Raw genomic sequence first — 18,052 nt, 5'->3', positions numbered from 1 at the left:
GTCGAGCACATGACACGCCACCACAGCGACCCCGCTCCCGCGCCCGGGCCGATGCCGACCCTGTTCGACCGCCCCGTCGGTCTCCTCCGTTTCTCCAGCCCGCTCGGCAGGATCGAACTCACGAGTGACGGCACGTCCGTGACGACGCTCGTTATCGAACGAGGGAGCGAGTTGCCCCTCGACGGCTACCGTGAATCGCCGCTCGATGTCCTCGTGCTCGCGTCCGAGCAGCTCGCGGAGTACTTTGACGGCTCCCGCCGGGCGTTTGATGTGCCGCTCTCCCCCGTCGGTACCCCGTTCCAGCTGGCCACCTGGACCGGGCTCGCGGGGATCAGCTTCGGCGAATCACGAACCTATGGGCAGCTGGGCTACGACATCGGTGCCGGTCTCGCCGGCCGTGCCATCGGAAGTGCGGTGCGTGCGAACCGACTGCCCCTGTTCGTACCGTGCCACAGGGTGCTCGCAACCGGACGCCGCATCACCGGGTATACACAGGGCAACGGAGTGCCCACCAAAGAGTGGCTGCTTGACCACGAGGGCATCGAGTACCGGCAGCCACTGCAGCAGGCAACTCTCCAGACCGCGTGACGCGCCGGAGATGATGGACGCGTCACCGGCGAGTTCAGCTTCGCGGACAGTCGCCAGCCTTTTCCCAGCGCGGGTACTCATTTCGCCAGCCGGTACTCTGGTCGGCATGCCCCCTTCCGAATCGACAGTTCCCGGAACCGACGGCAAGAGCCGGTGCGCCTGGGCGGTCAACGACCCCGAGTACCAGCGCTATCACGACGAAGAATGGGGAACCCCCCTGGTCGGCGATCGTGCGGTCTTCGAGAAGATCAGCCTCGAGGGTTTCCAGGCCGGACTGAGCTGGATCACAATTCTCAAGAGGCGGCCCGCTTTCCGGGAAGCGTTCGACAACTTCGATATCGAGACGGTCGCCTCGTACTCAGACGCCAAGGTCGAAGAGCTCGTACAGAACCCGGCCATCATCCGGCACCGAGGCAAGATCACAGCCGTGATCGGCAACGCGCGGGCTACACTTCAGCTCGGCGAGAGCCTGTCAGATCTCGTCTGGAGCTTTCGACCGGATCCCCTCCCGCCGCGCCCGGCGACGTTCAGTGACATCCCGGCGATCACCGCGGAGTCAACAGCGCTCAGTAAGGAGCTCCGTCGTCGGGGCTTCCGCTTCGTAGGGCCGACGACCATGTACGCGCTGATGCAGTCAGCGGGGATCGTCGACGACCACGTCGAGGGATGCTGGCGGGCTGCGTGACGACAAGCCGGTGAGGTAACTTCCGTCAGCGAAATCCCGAGGGCAAAATTCAGGGAGCAAAATCCCGGGAACAAAACTCAGACGAGTAGTGCGAGTTCCCTGGCACCGGAGTCCGCGCTGAGTTTCTCAAGCCTGAAACCCGCCGTCGGCGCCCAGGCGCAGAGTTCATCGACATGGGCAAACGGGATCCGCGCATGCACTATGGCGCGGGTGAACTCACCCTTGGCCTTCTTGTTGAAGTGGTTGAGGGCGCGGCGCGAGCCGTTTGGCCCGTCGGTAAGAACCCGAAGATAGAAGGAGTTCGGCATCGCGAGTGACGGTCCGAGCGCGACATACGCCTCGGAGCGCATGTCGATCAGGAGACCGTCGTGCTGGGCGAGCGCGTCCGCAACGACAGGAGCCCAGAGGCGTTTCATCGGCGCCCCCGGAATGCGCGAGTCGTGGGACAACCGGTAAGCGGGGATGGGGTCGAGCGCACCAACCGGACCGAAGAGGGCCGCGTGGACGAGCACGTGCCTGCCGGCAAACGCCCGGGCTTCAGCATCGAGCGTTCCCGCGTCGAGCGCGTCGAACAGCACGCCGGTGTACCTGTCGAGTGCAGGCATGGTCGGTGACTCCCACAGCATCCGATTCACCTCGACCTCGCCGTGCTGCTTGGGCCCGAGCTTGAGCGCAGCAATCATGGCGTCCCGGTCTGCTGCCAGCCGAACAACGTCGTCGGTCAGTTGCCGACGCACCGCGGTGAGTTCGGGATAACGCAGCGCGTCGAGAGACAACGAACGCCCCGTGCCACCGGCTCGCTTCGTCTCAGACGGAGGGAGCAGGATAAGCACGGGGCGTTACGAGGAGCCTTGCGGCGGTACTACTTGACCAGGCTGGCGTTGCCAGCCACGATCGTCACTGTGTTGTTCTCAACGGAGAGGAACCCGTCTGCGGCCGTCGCGGTGATCTTCTCACCGTTCTCAGCCGTGACGCGAACCTGACCCTCGGCAAGGATGGCAAGCATCGGCTCGTGGCCGGGGAGAATACCGATCTCTCCCTCGACAGTCCGGGCGATGACCATGGACGCGGTCCCTGACCACACTTCCTGGTCTGCCCCGACAACACTGACCTTGAGCGAAGCCATGACTAGCCGTTCTCCTTCTGGATGCGTGCCCAGGCCTCTTCGACATCGTTGATGCCACCGACGTTGAAGAACGCCTGCTCGGCAACGTGGTCGAATTCGCCGTCGGCGATCGCGGAGAAGGACTCGATGGTCTCCTTGAGCGGAACCGTCGATCCCTCGACACCGGTGAACTTCTTCGCCATGTAGGTGTTCTGCGAGAGGAACTGCTGGATGCGACGAGCACGGGCAACCGTGATCTTGTCTTCTTCGCTCAGCTCGTCGACACCGAGGATCGCGATGATCTCCTGGAGTTCCTTGTTCTTCTGCAGGATCGCCTTGACGCGAACAGCGGTGTTGTAGTGGTCATCACCGATGTAGCGCGGGTCGAGGATGCGGCTCGTCGAGGTCAGCGGGTCGATCGCGGGGTACAGACCCTTTGATGCGATCTCACGTGACAGCTCGGTGGTCGCGTCGAGGTGCGCGAACGTCGTTGCAGGAGCCGGGTCGGTGTAGTCGTCAGCAGGAACGTAGATTGCCTGCAGCGACGTGATCGAGTGGCCACGGGTCGACGTGATGCGCTCCTGGAGGATACCCATCTCGTCGGCGAGGTTCGGCTGGTAACCCACCGCGGACGGCATGCGTCCGAGAAGTGTGGAGACCTCGGAACCGGCCTGCGTGAAGCGGAAGATGTTGTCGATGAACAACAGGACGTCCTGCTTCTGCACGTCGCGGAAGTACTCAGCCATGGTGAGGGCCGAGAGGGCGACGCGGAGTCGCGTTCCTGGCGGCTCGTCCATCTGGCCGAAGACAAGGGCGGTCTTGTCGAAGACGCCTGCTTCTTCCATTTCGGCGATGAGGTCGTTACCTTCACGGGTACGCTCACCGACACCGGCGAAGACCGAAACTCCACCGTGGTCCTGCGCAACGCGCTGGATCATTTCCTGGATGAGGACTGTCTTACCGACACCAGCACCACCGAACAGACCGATCTTTCCACCCTGTACGTACGGGGTGAGAAGGTCGATGGACTTGATCCCGGTCTCGAAGAGCTCGGTCTTCGACTCGAGCTGGTCGAATGCCGGTGGCTTGCGGTGGATGGGCCAGCGTTCGGTGATCTCGATCTGCTCGCCGGGAGCAGCGTTGAGGACGTCACCGATGACGTTGAAAACCTTGCCCTTGGTGATGTCACCGACGGGAACCGTGATCGGCTCTCCGGTGTCAGTCACTTCCTGGCCGCGGACGAGTCCGTCGGTCGGGTTGAGCGCAATGGCGCGGATCAGGTCATCGCCGAGGTGCTGGGCAACCTCGAGCGTGAGGACCTGGGTCACGCCGGCCATGTTCACTGTGGTCTTCAGTGCGTTGTAGATACCGGGAATCGCGTCGTGCGGGAACTCGATGTCAACAACCGGACCGGTGACGCGAGCGACTCGGCCGGTAGCGCCGGCCTTCACCTCACCCGTCGTGTCCTGAGCGGTGGCAATGTCTGTCATGCTCTTCTTCTCTCTTCGTAAAGTTACTTGGCGGACGACAGTGCGTCTGCGCCGCCGACAATCTCGGAAATCTGCTGGGTGATCTCGGCCTGGCGGGCGTTGTTCCGCAACCGTGTGTAGTCCGTGATCAGCTTGTCCGCGTTGTCGCTGGCCGAACTCATCGCCTTCTGCGTTGCCGCGTGCTTTGCAGCAGCGGACTGAAGCAGCGCGTTGAAGATGCGGCTCTCGATGTACACGGGCAGAAGTGCGTCGAGCACGCTCCCTGCGTCTGGTTCGAACTCATAAAGCGGGAGCACTGTCTTGTCGTTGGGCTCTTCGACACCCTCGACGACCTCGAGTGGAAGCAACCGCACAACCTCGGGAACCTGGCTCATCATGCTGACGAGACGGTTGTAGACGATGTGGATCTCGTCGACGCCACCCTCTGACGCATCCTGAACGAAACGCTCGAGAAGCGCAGCGCTGATCTCCTGCGCTGTTGCGAAGGTCGGGTTCTCGCTTTCGCCGACCCACTGACCTTCTGAGGAACGCTTGCGGAATGCGAAGTACCCGACGGCCTTGCGACCGATGAGGTAGTAGACAACGTCCTTGCCCTGGCTGCGGAGCAGCTCGGCAAGCTCGTTGGCTTCACGCAGAACCTGCGAGTTGAACGCGCCGGCGAGGCCGCGGTCAGACGCAAAGATCACAACGGCTGCACGCTCGATGGTCTCCGGCTCGGTGGTCAGCACGTGGTCGACGTTTGAGTACGTCGCCACGGCTGACACCGCGCGGGTGATCGCACGAGAGTACGGCCCGGATGCTTCAACGCGCGCCTGCGCTTTTGCAATGCGCGAGGCGGCGATGAGCTCCATCGCCTTCGTGATCTTCTTGGTCGTCTGCGCAGACTTGATCTTCTGCGTATAGACCCGAAGTTGTGCACCCATTACTTATCGACGTCCCTTGACGATCTTTTCCTGGTTGACGTCTTCAGCGGGCAGTTCGGTGAACTGCTCGGAACCCGGGCCGTTGAGGGGCTTGCCCGCACCGGTCTGGAATTCCTTCTTGAAGGCGTCGACAGCTGCGTCGAGCTCGTCGACGATGTCGTCGCTGAGCACGTTCGTCTCGCGGAGCTTCGAGAGCACCTGGGTGTTGCGACCCAGGTAGTCGTGAAGTTCGCTTTCGAAGCGCAGGATGTCTTCGACAGGAACCTCGTCGAGCTTGCCCTTCGTACCGGCCCAGATCGAGACGACCTGGTTCTCGACGGGGAACGGAGAGTACTGCGGCTGGCGCAGCAGCTCGGTGAGGCGAGCACCGCGAGCAAGCTGGCGACGGCTGGCCGGGTCGAGGTCGGATGCGAACATCGCGAATGCCTCGAGCGAGCGGTACTGAGCGAGTTCGAGCTTCAGCGTTCCTGAAACCTTCTTGATGCTCTTCACCTGGGCGTCTCCACCAACACGCGAGACCGAGATTCCCACGTCAACAGCGGGACGCTGGTTGGCGTTGAAGAGGTCTGACTGCAGGAAGATCTGGCCGTCGGTGATCGAGATCACGTTGGTCGGGATGTACGCCGAAACGTCGTTCGCCTTCGTCTCGATGAGCGGGAGACCGGTCATGGAACCGGCACCGAGCTCGTCGGACAGCTTGGCGCAACGCTCGAGCAGACGGGAGTGCAGGTAGAACACGTCACCGGGGTATGCCTCGCGTCCTGGCGGACGGCGAAGGAGCAGCGATACGGCGCGGTATGCCTCTGCCTGCTTCGACAGGTCATCGAAGACGATGAGGACGTGCTTGCCGCCGTACATCCAGTGCTGGCCGATGGCCGAACCGGTGTAGGGAGCGAGGTACTTGAAACCTGCGGGGTCAGACGCGGGAGCGGCGACGATCGTCGTGTACTCCATGGCGCCGGCCTCTTCGAGCGACGCCTTGATGGCGGCAATCGTCGAGCCCTTCTGGCCGATGGCGACGTAGATGCAGCGAACCTGCTTGTTGACGTCGCCTGACGCCCAGTTGTCCTTCTGGTTGATGATCGTGTCGATGGCAATTGCGCTCTTGCCGGTCTGACGGTCACCGATGATGAGCTGGCGCTGGCCGCGGCCGATCGGGATCATGGCGTCGATCGCCTTGATACCGGTCTGCATCGGCTCGTGCACGCTCTTGCGCTGCATAACGCCAGGAGCCTGGAGCTCGAGCGCGCGGCGGGTCTCTGCCTTGATCTCGCCGAGTCCGTCAATCGGAGCGCCGAGCGGGTCAACGACACGACCGAGGAATGCGTCGCCGACCGGAGTCGACAGCACCTCTCCTGTGCGTGTTACTTCCATGCCCTCGACGATGCCGTTGAATTCGCCAAGGACGACAACACCGATTTCGTCTTCGTCAAGGTTCTGGGCGAGGCCGAGTGTTCCATCCGCGAAGCGGATGAGCTCGTTGGCCATAACGCCTGGCAGACCCTCGACGTGGGCGATGCCGTCACCGGCGTCGATGACCTTGCCGACCTCGGTTGCGCTTGCCTTACCCGGCTCGTAAGCCGTGACGAATTCCTTGAGAGCATCCCGGATCTCGTCGGGGCTGATCGTGAGTTCTGCCATCTTCTTCCCTATCTGTGTGGAGACGTCTTGTCCCCTACGTTGTCTACTGGCGCTAGCCAGCAAGCTGAAGTCTGAGTTCGCCGAGGCGCGATGCGATGCTGCCGTCGATGACATCGTCGCCGACCTGCACGCGCAGGCCTCCGATGACAGCGGGGTCGACAACCTGGTTGAGACGGATTGCGCGGCCATACTGTGCCGCGAGTCCCTTTTCGAGTCGCTCGAGCTGAGCGGCGCCGAGCGGCCGTGCGCTTGACACAGTGGCGACGGAGAAGCCGCCCTGGTCAGCAACGACGGATGCCGCGTGGCGAAGAAGTTCCCCGATCCGGCGGCCGCGAGGCTGCAGGACGAGGTGCTTGACGATTTCGACGATCTCCGGCGATCCCTTGCCCGTAAGCAGGGTGTCGACGAGTGCGAGTTTTGCGTTCTGGCTGCCGAGCTTCGACCCGAGCGCGAGCTCGAGTTCCGGGTCGGAAGACACTGTCGTGCCGAACTCGAACAGTTGGGCTTCGAGCCTGGCGTCCGGGCCGGCGGAGAGGGCTGCGGCGCGGAGTCCGAGTTCCTCGATTCCGCCGAGCAGGTCCTTCTGGCTTGACCAGCGCGCTGAGACGACATCCTTGAGCAGTGCAAGAGACGATCCGCCGATGCTGCGTGCGAACACGCGATCGACGATCGTCGCCTTGACACCGGCTTGAGCGGACGGGTCCGCGAGGAGCGAGCGCAGCTGACCAGAGTCGCCAACGACCCGGCCGGCTGCGAAAAGTTCCGCAACCGTTGCCAGGTCGACGCGTTCGAGGTCGGACAGTGCCTTCTTCGACTGAGCCAGTGCTTCTCTGGTAGCGCTTCCCATTAGTTGGTTGCCTTCTCCGAAGCCTCGAGGTCCGCGAGGAAGCGGTCGACGATGGCCGTTGCCTTCGCGTCGTCCGACAGCGTTTCGCCGATGACGTTTCCGGCGAGGTCGATGGCGAGTGTTCCAACCTCAGTGCGGAGCGAAACAAGAGCGGCCTGGCGCTCTGCCTCGATCTGCGCCTGGGCGCTGGCTGTCACGCGCTGGGCCTCGACAGTTGCCTGGTTCCGGGCCTCAGCGACGATCTTCTTGCCGTCTTCGCGAGCGGTGTCGCGAATCGAGCCGGCTTCCTGACGTGCCTCGGCGAGCTGAGCGGTGTACTGCTCAAGAGCTGCCTCAGCCTGACGCTGTGCCTCATCCGCCTTGGCGATGTTGCCCTCAATGGCCGCAGTACGCTCTTCGAGCATGGTCTGCATCTTAGGAAGAACGAGCTTCCAGAAGAGCACCAAGAGGATGACGAAACACACCGCCGACCAGACAATGTCGTAGGTCTCGGGGAGAAGAGGGTTCTTGGTAGTACCCTCTTCAGCCGCCGCAACGAGTGCGTGAAGCATCTTGCCTCCTTACGAGGGGTGAAAGAGGACTAGTTGGTGAAGATGAAGTAGGTGGCGATACCGATGAAGGCGAGCGCCTCGGTGAAGGCGATACCGATCCACATCAGAACCTGGAGGCGACCGGCCAGCTCAGGCTGACGGGCGACACCCTCAATGGTCTTGCCAACGACGATTCCAACGCCAATGGCTGGGCCGATGGCTGCGAGACCGTAACCGACCGTCGCGATGTTTCCGTTGATCTCGGCGAGAACGGTTGTTGCGTCCACGTGTGTTTCCTTCCGTGATGTAAGAGTAGGCGGTCGCCGACTCTTTTTAGTGCTCTTCAGCTACCGCGAGCTGAATGTAAACCGCGGTAAGCAGGGTGAAGACATAGGCCTGGAGAAATGCGACCAGGATTTCGAACAGGGTGAAAGCGAAGCCGAAGGCGAAGGTGACGGCGCCGAGGCCGATGAACCATCCACCGAGGGTGATCACGAAGAACTGCGTCGCCGCGAAGAACAGCACGAGCAGGAGGTGCCCGACGACCATGTTCATGAGCAGTCGGAGGGTCAGCGTGACCGGCCGGATGACGAAGGTCGAGATGAGCTCGATTGGCGTCACGATGATGTAGACGGGCCACGGGACACCGGCGGGGAACAGCGAGTTCTTGAAGAACTTCCCCGGGCTCTTCCTGACGCCTGCGTAGATGAACGTGACGTACGAGATCAGTGCGAGGACGAGTGGGACACCGATGACCGACGTTCCGGCGATGTTGAGGAACGGGATGATGCCCGTGATGTTCATGGCCGCGACCATGAAGAACATCGTCGTGAGGATCGGCAGGAACCGCTTCCCGTCGACCTTGCCGAGGAGGTCCTCGGCGATGTTGACGCGAACGAAGTCCAGGGCCATCTCGATGAGGTTCTGGAACTTTCCGGGAACAACCTTCATGTTCCGGGTTCCGAGCCAGAACACGACGATGAGCACGGCGACGACGAGGAACCGGATCAGCATGATTCGGTTGATGTCGAATCCGGTGCCCTCGAAGAGCACAACATCCGGGAAGAATTCAAGAATCGACGGACCGTGGAACGACGTGTCGTCGGTTGAGGTCTGAACCAGTAGGTTCACAGCGTTAGCTAACAGCGCGCTCTCCTGTTTCGGGCGTGGAGCTAAGCTCTCGCGACGACGAACAATGGGGGGTGCAAGACAGCCACGAACGAAGTGGGATGCTCAAGCGGGAATACATACCAACACTATCAAACGATAAGCATCCCCACGAACCGAGCGGCGAACTAAACACCTCGATCAGTGCGATCTGTTGTTGTCGCCGGGAAGAATGACGTCGCTGGCATACAGCATCCGTGACCGGGAAACGATGACGACGTCGATCACGAGGGTGACGAGTACGCCGGTGATGATGCTGAGGAAGAGGACGACCGGGTTGATCCACGGCTGGTCCTTGAGCAGGAGCGCCATGACGAGGAACAGCACGAACTTCACGATCCAGCCGCCGAGCACCACCCCGAAGAAAATCGGCACGTAGAGGTCGCTCCCGAAGAACCGGTTGGCAAACAGGATGCTGCCCGCCGTGATGCTGAGGAAGACGAGCGCGAGCGCTGTTCCGATCAGTGCACTGCCCAGGCCGACTGTGCCGTCGACGATATAGCCGATACCGCCACCGATGACGGCGATGGCCAGCGATGCGACGGCTCCCCATTTGAGACTCTGCCGGAAGATAGGTGTTGATTTCATCGCTGATCTTTCTGTGGTTCGTTATCCCGTGGTTCGGAACTGGGCTCTGCGGCAAGCGCGCGGCTCACCACGTCTTCTGAGATTGGTGCGTCCGGGCTGCGCACATCCGCCGCAGCATCGAGCGGGTCGAAGCTCGCAAGGTCTTCAGCGACCTCCGTGCCCTCCTCCGCAGACTGCACGGTGATCTCAACGGCTTTCCGCTTGCCGAGGGGGGCCAGCGTGAAGACCGTGCAGACGATCACGCCGACGATGAGGAAGACGAGCGCGAACCAATACGGCTGAAACACGAAGAACATCAGGCAGGACAGCGCGATCACGGCGGTCCAGGCGTAGAACAGCAGCACGGCGTGGAAGTGCGAGTGGCCCATGTCGAGGAGCCTGTGGTGCAGGTGGAGGCGATCGGCGCTGAACGGCGACTTGCCGGCGCGGAGGCGCCGGATCACCGCGAGCGCGAAGTCGAGCAGCGGAACGATGAGGATCGCGAACGGAAGGATGATCGGGATGAACGCCCCGAGCAGCTGGCTCCGCCCGACCACACCCGCATCTGACGGGTTCGCGCTGAGCGCCGACGGGTCGATCTGCCCCGTGATCGCGACGGCAGACGTCGCCATGAGCAGGCCGACGAGAAGCGCGCCGGCATCTCCCATGAACATCTTTGCGGGATGCCAGTTGAGCGGGAGGAACCCTGCGCACGCCCCGACGAGCACCGCGGAGATCAGCAGCGACAGGTTGAAGAAGCTCGACTGGCCCATCTCGCGGACGAGGAGGTACCCATAGACCAGGAAGACACCGTTGGCGATCAGTCCGACGCCGGCGACGAGACCGTCGAGGCCGTCGATGAAGTTCACGGCGTTCATGACGAGCACTATCGCGAAAATCGTCAGTGTCGCGCTCATCCACGACGAGCCGACGGTGAGACCGCCGATGGGAAGGGAGTAGATCTGCACGCCGAGCCACGCGATGAGGCCAGCGGCAAGGAACTGAGCGGCGAGCTTGATCATCCAGTCGAGATCCCAGATGTCATCGGCAACGCCGACGAGCACGATCAGGAACGAAGCGCCGAGAATGGCGAGGATGGGGCCGGGGTCGGCGAAGGTGTCCTTGAAGAACGGGTTCTGCGAGGCGATCGCGAACGTCGCGACCACACCGATAAACATCGCCACTCCCCCGAGCCTCGGGGTTGGCTTGGTGTGTACGTCACGATCGCGAATCGACGGGTAGAGCTTGAATTTGAGCGCCAGCTTGTAGACGACGATCGACATCAGAAAGGTGATCAGCGCGGTGACCGCCGCGATGATCGCGTAGAGGGTCATGCGTCTGACACACCGTCCTCCGGCACCGGGTCCTCGAGGACGTCACCGATCACGTCGCGGATCTGCTCGCGCGAGATCGCACCCTCACGAAGGATCGACAGCCGTCCGCCCGGGGCGATCAGCCGTGTGGCGTCAACGATCGTCGATGCGACAGTCGCCGACTCGCCGCCGTCGAGGTAGACCTCAACCGTGTCCCCGAGCATGGCTTCGGCGGCCTTGGCGGTTGTCGCCGCGGGCTGACCGGTGAGGTTCGCACTCGACACAGCGAGCGGCCCCGTCTCGGTGAGCAGCTCGAGCGCAATGCGATTGTTGGGCATCCGCACGGCCACTGTGCCGTCGGTGTCTCCGAGGTCCCATGCCAGCGAAGGCTGCGCGGGCAGGACTATGGTCAGTCCCCCTGGCCAGAATGCGTCGACGAGCTTCCTGACGGCATCGGGAATGACCGCGGCAAGTGCCTCGAGGGTCTGCACACTCGGCACGAGGACGGGTGGCGGTGACTGCCTGGTCCGACCCTTGGCGTCGAGGAGCCGCTGAACGGCCCTCGGGGAGAACGCATCAGCGGCGATTCCGTACACCGTGTCCGTGGGGATCACGACGAGCTCACCGCGGCGAAGCGCCGTTCGAGCCAGTCGCATGCCGGTGAGGAGGTCTGATTCCACGGAGGAGTCGAAGAGACGTGACATTCCGCCGATTCTATCTGAGCCTGTGTGGGAGGATGCCGCGAATTCGTCTCGGGTCGCAGCGGCCGGGGCGCGCGCTGCCTGCCCAGAACTTCACTTCCGGTCGAGAACATCCCGCGCAACTGATGCGCTCGCCCGGAACTGATGCTCTCGCGCGGGGTGGGGGCGGGGCTGGCTAGGCGCGAAGTGCCGTGGTCGTCCGGTCCCGCTGGGTCAGATCACGGAAGGTCGCGGCGGCGCGCCAGCCGTCGCGGGTGAGGATGTCGCGAATCGCTTCGCCCTGCAACTCGCCATGCTCGATAACCAGCGTCCCGCCCGGTCGAAGCAGCCGGGCGGCCGTCACTGACAGCTGCCGAACGACGTCAAGCCCGTCCTCTCCCCCGTACAGGGCGGCGGGAGGGTCAAAGAACCGCACCTCCGGGTCGCGCGGGATGGCGGCTGCCGGCACGTACGGTGGGTTGGAGATGACAACGGATACCTGACCGTCGAGTTCACTGAACGCCCCCGCGAGGTCGTCGAAGATCAGTGTCGCGTTGCTCGCGCCCACCTTACGGAAGTTCTGCTTCGCCCAGATGAAGGCATCCACCGAGTTCTCGGCTGCGTAAATGCGCGCGTGAGGGACCTCTGTCGCCATCGCAAGGGCGATGGCTCCTGAACCTGTGCCGAGGTCGATACCGATCGGTTCCGGATCGGAGTCTGCGCTGAGCGCGTCGATGGCGAACTGGGCCACCTGCTCCGTTTCGGGGCGGGGAACGAAGACGCCGGGGCCAACGAGAAGCTCAAGGGCCCTGAAGGGAGCAACCCCGAGGATGTGCTGAAGCGGCTCCCGTGTCGCCCTGCGCTCCACAAGAGCGGCGATCTCACCCGCGTGCTCGGCCGACACCTCGCGGCCCATGACAACGGCGGCCTGGACCTGCCCCCTGCCCATCCCGAGCACGTGTCCGATGAGCAATTCGGCGTCGACGTCCGGGCCCGGAACTCCCGCCTGCTGCAGTGCGGCGATGGCGAGGTCCCTGACGTCACCGACCGACGTCGTGTGAAAAGAAGTCATGCGCTCTCTTAGCAAATCCCTTGCGGTCGTGCCGCCGCAGGTCGAGCTTACCCGCTCGCCAGCGCGCCCCGACCGGAATGCGGGCCGTCACAGGCCGGATAAACCCAGCAATAAGCTGTAACCTGACGCGCATAGTTGCGTCCCCATTACCCAAGGAGCATATTCGTGGCCGGAAAAATCTACGCCAATATCACCGAGGCGTTTGGCAATACACCTCTTGTCCAGTTGAACCGTGTCACGGACGACGCGGGTGCCACCGTGCTCGCGAAGCTCGAGTACTACAACCCCGGATCGAGCGTCAAGGACCGCCTCGGAGTGGCCATCGTCGATGCTGCCGAAGCATCCGGTGCGCTGAAGCCCGGCGGAACCATCGTCGAGGGCACGAGCGGCAACACCGGAATCGCGCTCGCGCTCGTCGGCGCAGCACGCGGTTACAAGGTCATCCTGGCCATGCCCGCGTCCATGAGCACCGAGCGTCGCGTGCTCCTTCGCGCATTCGGAGCTGAACTCGTCCTGACCGAACCCGCCCTCGGCATGAAGGGTGCCGTGGCAAAGGCCGAGGAAATCGTCGCATCGACAGAGGGCGCAATCCTCGCGAAGCAGTTCGCCAACCAGGCCAACGTCGAGATTCACCGCACGACGACCGCGGAAGAGATCTGGCGTGACACCGACGGCGACATCGACATCTTCGTCAGCGGAGTGGGCACCGGCGGAACGATCACCGGCGTCGGCCAGGTGCTCAAACAGCGCAAACCAGGGGTGAAGATCGTCGTCGTCGAACCGCTGGACTCCCCCATCCTCAGCGGTGGGGCCCCCGGCCCGCACAAGATCCAGGGCATCGGCGCCAACTTCATCCCCGACATCCTCGACACCACGATTTACGACGAGGTCGTCGATGTGAGTTTCGAGGACTCGGTCCGCGTCGCCAAACGCCTCGCCGCCGAGGAAGGCATTCTCGCTGGCATCTCGTCCGGCGCAATCATCTGGGCGGCGACAGAGCTCGCCAAGCGCCCGGAGAACAAGGGCAAGCGCATCGTCGCCATGGTCTGCGACACGGGTGAACGCTACATCTCCACCCCGCTCTGGTCCGACCTGCTCGACTGAGAATGAGAATCCTCACCCGCATCCGGGAAGACATTACAGCAGCACGCGTTCACGACCCGGCCGCCCGCGGCAGCGTCGAGATCTTCCTGACCTACTCAGGACTGCACGCCGTGTGGGCGTACCGGCTCTCTTCCCGGATGTGGGTTCGCGGCGCGAAAATGCCCGCGCGTGCCCTGTCACAGTTCGCGCGGTTCCTGACCGGTATCGAGATCCATCCGGGTGCCGTCATCGGGCGCCGCTTTTTCATCGACCACGGGATGGGCGTCGTCATCGGTGAGACGGCGGAGATCGGCGACGACGTAATGCTTTACCACGGCGTCACGCTCGGCGGAAAGAGCCGCGGTCGGGAGAAAAGACACCCGACACTGGAGGACGGCGTACAGGTCGGTGCCGGTGCGAAGATCATCGGCCCCGTCGTCGTCGGCAAGGGCAGTATCGTCGGCGCCAACGCCGTCGTCACGAAGGACGCACCGGCCCTCTCTGTGCTGGTCGGCGTGCCGGCTCGGGCGAGGCCGCGGATACAGGGGAAAACCTACGGACTCACCGAACCGGAATACAACATCTAGGGCGGATGCCGCGGTGCACCCGCGTGCACGCGGCATCCGTTTTCGTCGCAAAAAAGCCGGTCATCGCGAGATGACCGGCTTTTTCGATGTGGAACGACTAGTTGGTGTCGCCGATGTCGGCGAGACGCGCCTCTTCGTCGGCCTGGATCGCTGACTCGATCAGCGGATCCAAGGCGCCGTTGATCACGGCATCAAGGTTGTACGCCTTGTAGCCGGTGCGGTGGTCTGCAATCCGGTTCTCGGGGAAGTTGTACGTGCGGATGCGCTCTGACCGGTCCATGGTGCGGATCTGGGTTTTGCGCTTGGCACTGTCGAGCTCGGCCTGCTCCTCCTGCTGGCGGGCGAGGATGCGCGCGCGAAGGACACGCATTCCGGCCTCACGGTTCTGCAGCTGGCTCTTCTCGTTCTGCATCGCAACGACGATGCCGGTCGGAAGGTGGGTGATCCGCACAGCGGAGTCGGTCGTGTTGACCGACTGGCCACCGGGGCCGCTCGACCGGTAGACGTCGATCTTGAGGTCGTTCTGGCTGATCTCGACCTCTTCGGGTGCGTCGACCTCGGGGAAGACGAGCACGCCCGTCGTCGAGGTGTGGATACGTCCCTGCGATTCGGTCGCCGGAACGCGCTGCACGCGGTGGACGCCGCCCTCGTACTTGAGGTGTGCCCAGACACCCTGTGAGGGGTCAGTGGCGTTCGACTTGATCGCGACCTGGACGTCCTTATATCCACCGAGGTCACTCTCGGTGCGCTCGAGGAGTTCCGTCTTCCAGCCCTTGGACTCTGCGTAGTGCAGGTACATCCGCAGCAGGTCGGCGGCGAACAGCGCGCTCTCGGCGCCGCCCTCTCCACCCTTGATCTCCATGATGACGTCACGGCCATCGTCGGGATCGCGCGGAATGAGCAAGCGGCGAAGCTTCTCCTGCGCCGTCGCGAGTCCCTCTTCAAGCCCGGGGACCTCGGCGGCGAACGCCTCGTCCTCCTTGGCGAGCTCACGGGCCGCAGCGAGGTCGTCCTGCGCCTCGAGCCAGGCGTTGTACGCCGCGATGATTTTCGACAGTTCGGCGTACCGCCTGTTGATTTTCTTGGAGCGAGCCGGGTCTGCGTGCACCGCCGGATCGGCGAGCTGATCCTGCAGATCCTTGTGCTCTTCGATCAGAGTCTTTACCGATTCAAACATGCCTTGTTCCGTCCCTTACGTTTCATCCTGCCATCTGTCCCACGAGAAAACCCGCCTGCCCCGGGCAAACGACCCTCGGGGGCCGAATGCTCGAGGCAAACGGGTTCGTGAACTCAGCTAGCGGTGATCGCGGTCGTGACCCGAACCGGAAACCGGCTGGGGCATCGTCTTCTGCATCTGAACGAGGAATTCGACGTTCGACGAGGTTTCCTTGAGCTTGCCGAGGACGACCTCGAGTGCCTGCTGCGGGTCGAGGCCAGCGAGGGCACGACGCAGCTTCCAGGTGACCTTGACTTCGTCTGCACCGAGCAGCATCTCTTCACGGCGGGTGGACGACGCGTTGACGTCGACGGCCGGGAAGATGCGCTTGTCGGCCAGCTGGCGCGACAGGCGAAGCTCGGAGTTGCCTGTGCCCTTGAACTCTTCGAAGATGACCTCGTCCATCTTGGACCCGGTCTCGACGAGCGCCGTGGCGAGGATGGTGAGCGATCCACCGTTCTCGATGTTGCGCGCAGCGCCGAAGAAACGCTTCGGCGGGTACAGAGCTGATGCGTCGACTCCACCGGAGAGGATCCGGCCCGAGGTCGGTGCAGCGAGGTTGTACGCGCGTCCGAGGCGGGTGATCGAGTCGAGGAGCACAACGACGTCGTGACCGAGCTCGACGAGACGCTTCGCGCGCTCGATGGCGAGTTCGGCGACCGTCGTGTGGTCTTCAGCGGGGCGGTCGAAGGTGGAGGCGATGACCTCACCCTTCACCGTGCGCTGCATGTCGGTGACCTCTTCGGGACGCTCGTCGACGAGGACAACCATGAGGTGAACCTCGGGGTTGTTGATCGAGATGGCGTTGGCGATCTGCTGAAGCACGATCGTCTTGCCGGCCTTGGGCGGCGCAACGATGAGTCCACGCTGTCCCTTGCCGATCGGAGCGATCAGGTCGATGATGCGCTGCGTGAGCTTGCCCTGCTCGGTCTCGAGACGGAGACGTTCCTGCGGGTAGAGCGGGGTGAGCTTGCCGAACTCGACGCGGTTAGCAGCCTCTTCGACACTCTGGCCGTTGACGGACTCGACCTTGACGATCGCGTTGTACTTCTGGCGCGCGTTGCTGTCGTTCTCGCGCGGCTGGCGAATCGCACCGACGACGGCGTCGCCCTTGCGCAGGTTGTACTTCTTGACCTGGCCGAGCGAGACGTAGACGTCGTTCGAACCGGGCAGGTAGCCCGTCGTGCGCACGAAGGCGTAGTTGTCGAGAACGTCGAGGATTCCGGCGACGGGCAGGAGCACGTCGTCGTCGGCGATTTCGGGCTCGAAGTCGGCCGAGTCCGTTCCGCCACGGCGCTTGCGGTCGCGGTAACGGTTGCGGCCGTTACGGCCACCCTCGTCATCGCGCTCGAGCTGGCGGTTGCCCGCGTTCCGATCGGAATCCTGGCGGTCGGAGGCAGGCGCACGATCGGCGTTGCGCTCGTTGCGCTCGTTGTTCTTGTCGTTGCGGTCGGCGTTCCGGTCGCGGTCGTTACGGTCGGCGTTCCGGTCGCGGTCGTTACGGTCAGCGTTCCGGTCGCGGTCGTTACGGTCAGCGTTCCGGTCGTTGCCGTTACGGTCAGCGTTCCGGTCGCGATCAGCGTTCTTGTCGCCGTTGCGGTCGTTACCGTTGCGCTCGTTACCGTTGCGCTCGTTGCCAGTGCGGTCGTCATCGCGGTTGGCGTTGTCGCCACCGCGTCCACGGCCACGTCCACGGCCACGGCCCTGGCGCTCGCCCTGCGACGAATCGCCCTGCGACGCATCGGTGTCGGTGTCGGTGTCGGATGCCGCGTCAGCGTCAACCTCGACCGTCACGTTCTCGGCCCGGTCGGCGTTTTCGGTGCGGTCGGCGTTCTCGGCACGGTCAGCCTTGCTGCCGCGTCCGCGCCTGTTGTTCTTGCGGCCTGAACGCTGGGATCCGCTCTCGCGGCCCTCAGCCTGTCCGTCGGCTGCCTGTGCGTCAGTTGCCTGCGCGTCAGTTGCCTGGGCGTCGGTCGCCTGTGCCTCGACGGGAGTTGACTCGCCCTGGGCCGATTGCGGTGCTTCCACCGGAGCGACGACGGCGGTGTCCGCCACCGGAGCATCCGGAATGAGTGGTGCACCGTCGGAGTTCACGTGACCAGCGGCCTGAACGCGCTCGCCCGCTTTGGTGGCACCGGTGGAGGCGCGACGCGGTGCGCGCTTCCTGGTGACGGGAGCTGTCGGCTCCTCGGCGGGAGTTGCCTCCGTCACAGCAGGAACCTCAACCGGTGAGTCCTGCGCGACAACTGCGTCCGGCGCGGGGACCTGGGTTTCGGGGGCCTGCTCAGCCGAGGCGGCTGACGTGGCCGGAGCCTCGCCGTTTACCTCGGGAGCGGAAGCGGCCTGGGCCTCGGCAATTCTCTCCACGAGTTCTCCCTTGCGAAGTTTGGATGCGCCCTGAACGCCCCATTGGCTGGCAAGCAGCTGCAGGTCAGAGACCTTGAGGGACGAGAGGTTTGCGCCTGATTCCGTATCAAGACGGATGTTGACGTTAGTCACTAAAAGTGGGTTCCTTCCCCCTGATCCACGTCGAGCGCGTCAGGAGAGCTCATCTTCAG

Annotated in this window: 19 protein-coding genes; 4 read left to right on the top strand and 15 right to left on the bottom strand. The window is 63.5% G+C overall.

Annotated features, from left to right (window positions below; genetic code table 11):
• Positions 1-9 precede the first annotated feature (9 nt).
• Both AC1C2N_RS03875 and AC1C2N_RS03870 read left to right on the top strand, forming a co-directional pair.
• Entirely contained in the window at positions 10-588 is a 579-nt protein-coding gene (locus AC1C2N_RS03875) for a methylated-DNA--[protein]-cysteine S-methyltransferase (RefSeq protein WP_495432943.1), read from the top strand.
• Positions 589-694: 106 nt separating this feature from the next.
• Positions 695-1,273, top strand: a complete 579-nt coding sequence (locus AC1C2N_RS03870; protein WP_495432942.1) for a DNA-3-methyladenine glycosylase I — start codon at positions 695-697, stop codon at positions 1,271-1,273.
• Between the two features lie 77 nt (positions 1,274-1,350).
• Here the strand turns inward: AC1C2N_RS03870 and AC1C2N_RS03865 are convergent, their stop codons facing one another.
• The 13 genes from AC1C2N_RS03865 to prmC form a co-directional block, all read right to left on the bottom strand.
• On the bottom strand, positions 1,351-2,106 hold the full coding sequence (locus AC1C2N_RS03865) for a YaaA family protein (protein ID WP_495432941.1): 756 nt from the start codon (positions 2,104-2,106) through the stop codon (positions 1,351-1,353).
• A 29-nt stretch (positions 2,107-2,135) separates the two neighbouring features.
• Entirely contained in the window at positions 2,136-2,399 is a 264-nt protein-coding gene (locus AC1C2N_RS03860) for a F0F1 ATP synthase subunit epsilon (RefSeq protein WP_483405696.1), read from the bottom strand.
• Between the two features lie 2 nt (positions 2,400-2,401).
• The gene (gene atpD / locus AC1C2N_RS03855; protein ID WP_483405695.1) at positions 2,402-3,868 is read right to left on the bottom strand and encodes a F0F1 ATP synthase subunit beta; all 1,467 of its coding nucleotides are present in this window, start codon (positions 3,866-3,868) and stop codon (positions 2,402-2,404) included.
• 23 nt (positions 3,869-3,891) lie between these two features.
• Positions 3,892-4,791 carry a F0F1 ATP synthase subunit gamma gene (locus AC1C2N_RS03850; RefSeq protein ID WP_483405694.1) on the bottom strand — a complete coding sequence of 300 codons (900 nt, stop codon included), beginning with the start codon at positions 4,789-4,791 and terminating at the stop codon, positions 3,892-3,894.
• Positions 4,792-4,794: 3 nt separating this feature from the next.
• Positions 4,795-6,432 carry a F0F1 ATP synthase subunit alpha gene (gene atpA / locus AC1C2N_RS03845; RefSeq protein WP_108390496.1) on the bottom strand — a complete coding sequence of 546 codons (1,638 nt, stop codon included), beginning with the start codon at positions 6,430-6,432 and terminating at the stop codon, positions 4,795-4,797.
• A gap of 52 nt (positions 6,433-6,484) precedes the next feature.
• Positions 6,485-7,279, bottom strand: a complete 795-nt coding sequence (locus tag AC1C2N_RS03840) for a F0F1 ATP synthase subunit delta (protein ID WP_483405693.1) — start codon at positions 7,277-7,279, stop codon at positions 6,485-6,487.
• Positions 7,279-7,830 carry a F0F1 ATP synthase subunit B gene (locus tag AC1C2N_RS03835; protein ID WP_483405692.1) on the bottom strand — a complete coding sequence of 184 codons (552 nt, stop codon included), beginning with the start codon at positions 7,828-7,830 and terminating at the stop codon, positions 7,279-7,281. The genes AC1C2N_RS03840 and AC1C2N_RS03835 overlap by 1 nt, the downstream gene beginning before the upstream one ends.
• A gap of 29 nt (positions 7,831-7,859) precedes the next feature.
• Positions 7,860-8,096, bottom strand: a complete 237-nt coding sequence (atpE, locus tag AC1C2N_RS03830) for an ATP synthase F0 subunit C (protein ID WP_108390493.1) — start codon at positions 8,094-8,096, stop codon at positions 7,860-7,862.
• Positions 8,097-8,142: 46 nt separating this feature from the next.
• Entirely contained in the window at positions 8,143-8,940 is a 798-nt protein-coding gene (gene atpB / locus AC1C2N_RS03825; protein WP_483405691.1) for a F0F1 ATP synthase subunit A, read from the bottom strand.
• Positions 8,941-9,117: 177 nt separating this feature from the next.
• The gene (locus AC1C2N_RS03820; RefSeq protein ID WP_483405690.1) at positions 9,118-9,564 is read right to left on the bottom strand and encodes a Cg1360 family ATP-synthase-associated protein; all 447 of its coding nucleotides are present in this window, start codon (positions 9,562-9,564) and stop codon (positions 9,118-9,120) included.
• Positions 9,561-10,877: an MraY family glycosyltransferase gene (locus AC1C2N_RS03815; protein WP_483405689.1), complete on the bottom strand. Its 1,317-nt coding sequence runs from the start codon at positions 10,875-10,877 to the stop codon at positions 9,561-9,563. The genes AC1C2N_RS03820 and AC1C2N_RS03815 overlap by 4 nt, the downstream gene beginning before the upstream one ends.
• Positions 10,874-11,560 carry an L-threonylcarbamoyladenylate synthase gene (locus AC1C2N_RS03810; protein ID WP_495432940.1) on the bottom strand — a complete coding sequence of 229 codons (687 nt, stop codon included), beginning with the start codon at positions 11,558-11,560 and terminating at the stop codon, positions 10,874-10,876. Before AC1C2N_RS03810 ends, AC1C2N_RS03815 begins: the two co-directional genes overlap by 4 nt.
• Positions 11,561-11,732: 172 nt before the next feature.
• The gene (gene prmC, locus AC1C2N_RS03805) at positions 11,733-12,608 is read right to left on the bottom strand and encodes a peptide chain release factor N(5)-glutamine methyltransferase (RefSeq protein ID WP_495432939.1); all 876 of its coding nucleotides are present in this window, start codon (positions 12,606-12,608) and stop codon (positions 11,733-11,735) included.
• Between the two features lie 165 nt (positions 12,609-12,773).
• Here prmC and cysK point away from each other — a divergent pair, with 165 nt between their 5' ends.
• Positions 12,774-13,712: a cysteine synthase A gene (gene cysK, locus AC1C2N_RS03800; RefSeq protein WP_483405686.1), complete on the top strand. Its 939-nt coding sequence runs from the start codon at positions 12,774-12,776 to the stop codon at positions 13,710-13,712.
• A gap of 2 nt (positions 13,713-13,714) precedes the next feature.
• Positions 13,715-14,278: a serine O-acetyltransferase EpsC gene (gene epsC, locus AC1C2N_RS03795; protein ID WP_483405685.1), complete on the top strand. Its 564-nt coding sequence runs from the start codon at positions 13,715-13,717 to the stop codon at positions 14,276-14,278.
• A gap of 97 nt (positions 14,279-14,375) precedes the next feature.
• Here epsC and prfA read toward each other — a convergent pair whose 3' ends face one another.
• Complete coding sequence (gene prfA / locus AC1C2N_RS03790; RefSeq protein WP_108390484.1) at positions 14,376-15,455, bottom strand: peptide chain release factor 1; 1,080 nt, start codon at positions 15,453-15,455, stop codon at positions 14,376-14,378.
• A 117-nt stretch (positions 15,456-15,572) separates the two neighbouring features.
• Positions 15,573-17,993, bottom strand: coding sequence for a transcription termination factor Rho (gene rho / locus AC1C2N_RS03785; RefSeq protein ID WP_495432936.1), 2,421 nt, complete (start codon positions 17,991-17,993; stop codon positions 15,573-15,575).
• Between the last annotated feature and the right edge of the window lie 59 nt (positions 17,994-18,052).

This window comes from Mycetocola sp. Y791 (assembly GCF_059445325.1).
This window is presented reverse-complemented; position numbering and strand designations above follow the sequence as displayed.

Bases quoted from the DNA above. Each gene is read 5' to 3' on its own strand.
- AC1C2N_RS03875 (WP_495432943.1), top strand. From the start codon at position 10: ATGACACGCCACCACAGCGACCCCGCTCCCGCGCCCGGGCCGATGCCG.
- AC1C2N_RS03870 (WP_495432942.1), top strand. From the start codon at position 695: ATGCCCCCTTCCGAATCGACAGTTCCCGGAACCGACGGCAAGAGCCGG.
- AC1C2N_RS03860 (WP_483405696.1), bottom strand. From the start codon at position 2,399: ATGGCTTCGCTCAAGGTCAGTGTTGTCGGGGCAGACCAGGAAGTGTGG.
- atpD (WP_483405695.1), bottom strand. From the start codon at position 3,868: ATGACAGACATTGCCACCGCTCAGGACACGACGGGTGAGGTGAAGGCC.
- AC1C2N_RS03850 (WP_483405694.1), bottom strand. From the start codon at position 4,791: ATGGGTGCACAACTTCGGGTCTATACGCAGAAGATCAAGTCTGCGCAG.
- atpA (WP_108390496.1), bottom strand. From the start codon at position 6,432: ATGGCAGAACTCACGATCAGCCCCGACGAGATCCGGGATGCTCTCAAG.
- AC1C2N_RS03840 (WP_483405693.1), bottom strand. From the start codon at position 7,279: ATGGGAAGCGCTACCAGAGAAGCACTGGCTCAGTCGAAGAAGGCACTG.
- AC1C2N_RS03835 (WP_483405692.1), bottom strand. From the start codon at position 7,830: ATGCTTCACGCACTCGTTGCGGCGGCTGAAGAGGGTACTACCAAGAAC.
- AC1C2N_RS03820 (WP_483405690.1), bottom strand. From the start codon at position 9,564: ATGAAATCAACACCTATCTTCCGGCAGAGTCTCAAATGGGGAGCCGTC.
- AC1C2N_RS03815 (WP_483405689.1), bottom strand. From the start codon at position 10,877: ATGACCCTCTACGCGATCATCGCGGCGGTCACCGCGCTGATCACCTTT.
- AC1C2N_RS03810 (WP_495432940.1), bottom strand. From the start codon at position 11,560: ATGTCACGTCTCTTCGACTCCTCCGTGGAATCAGACCTCCTCACCGGC.
- prmC (WP_495432939.1), bottom strand. From the start codon at position 12,608: ATGACTTCTTTTCACACGACGTCGGTCGGTGACGTCAGGGACCTCGCC.
- epsC (WP_483405685.1), top strand. From the start codon at position 13,715: ATGAGAATCCTCACCCGCATCCGGGAAGACATTACAGCAGCACGCGTT.
- prfA (WP_108390484.1), bottom strand. From the start codon at position 15,455: ATGTTTGAATCGGTAAAGACTCTGATCGAAGAGCACAAGGATCTGCAG.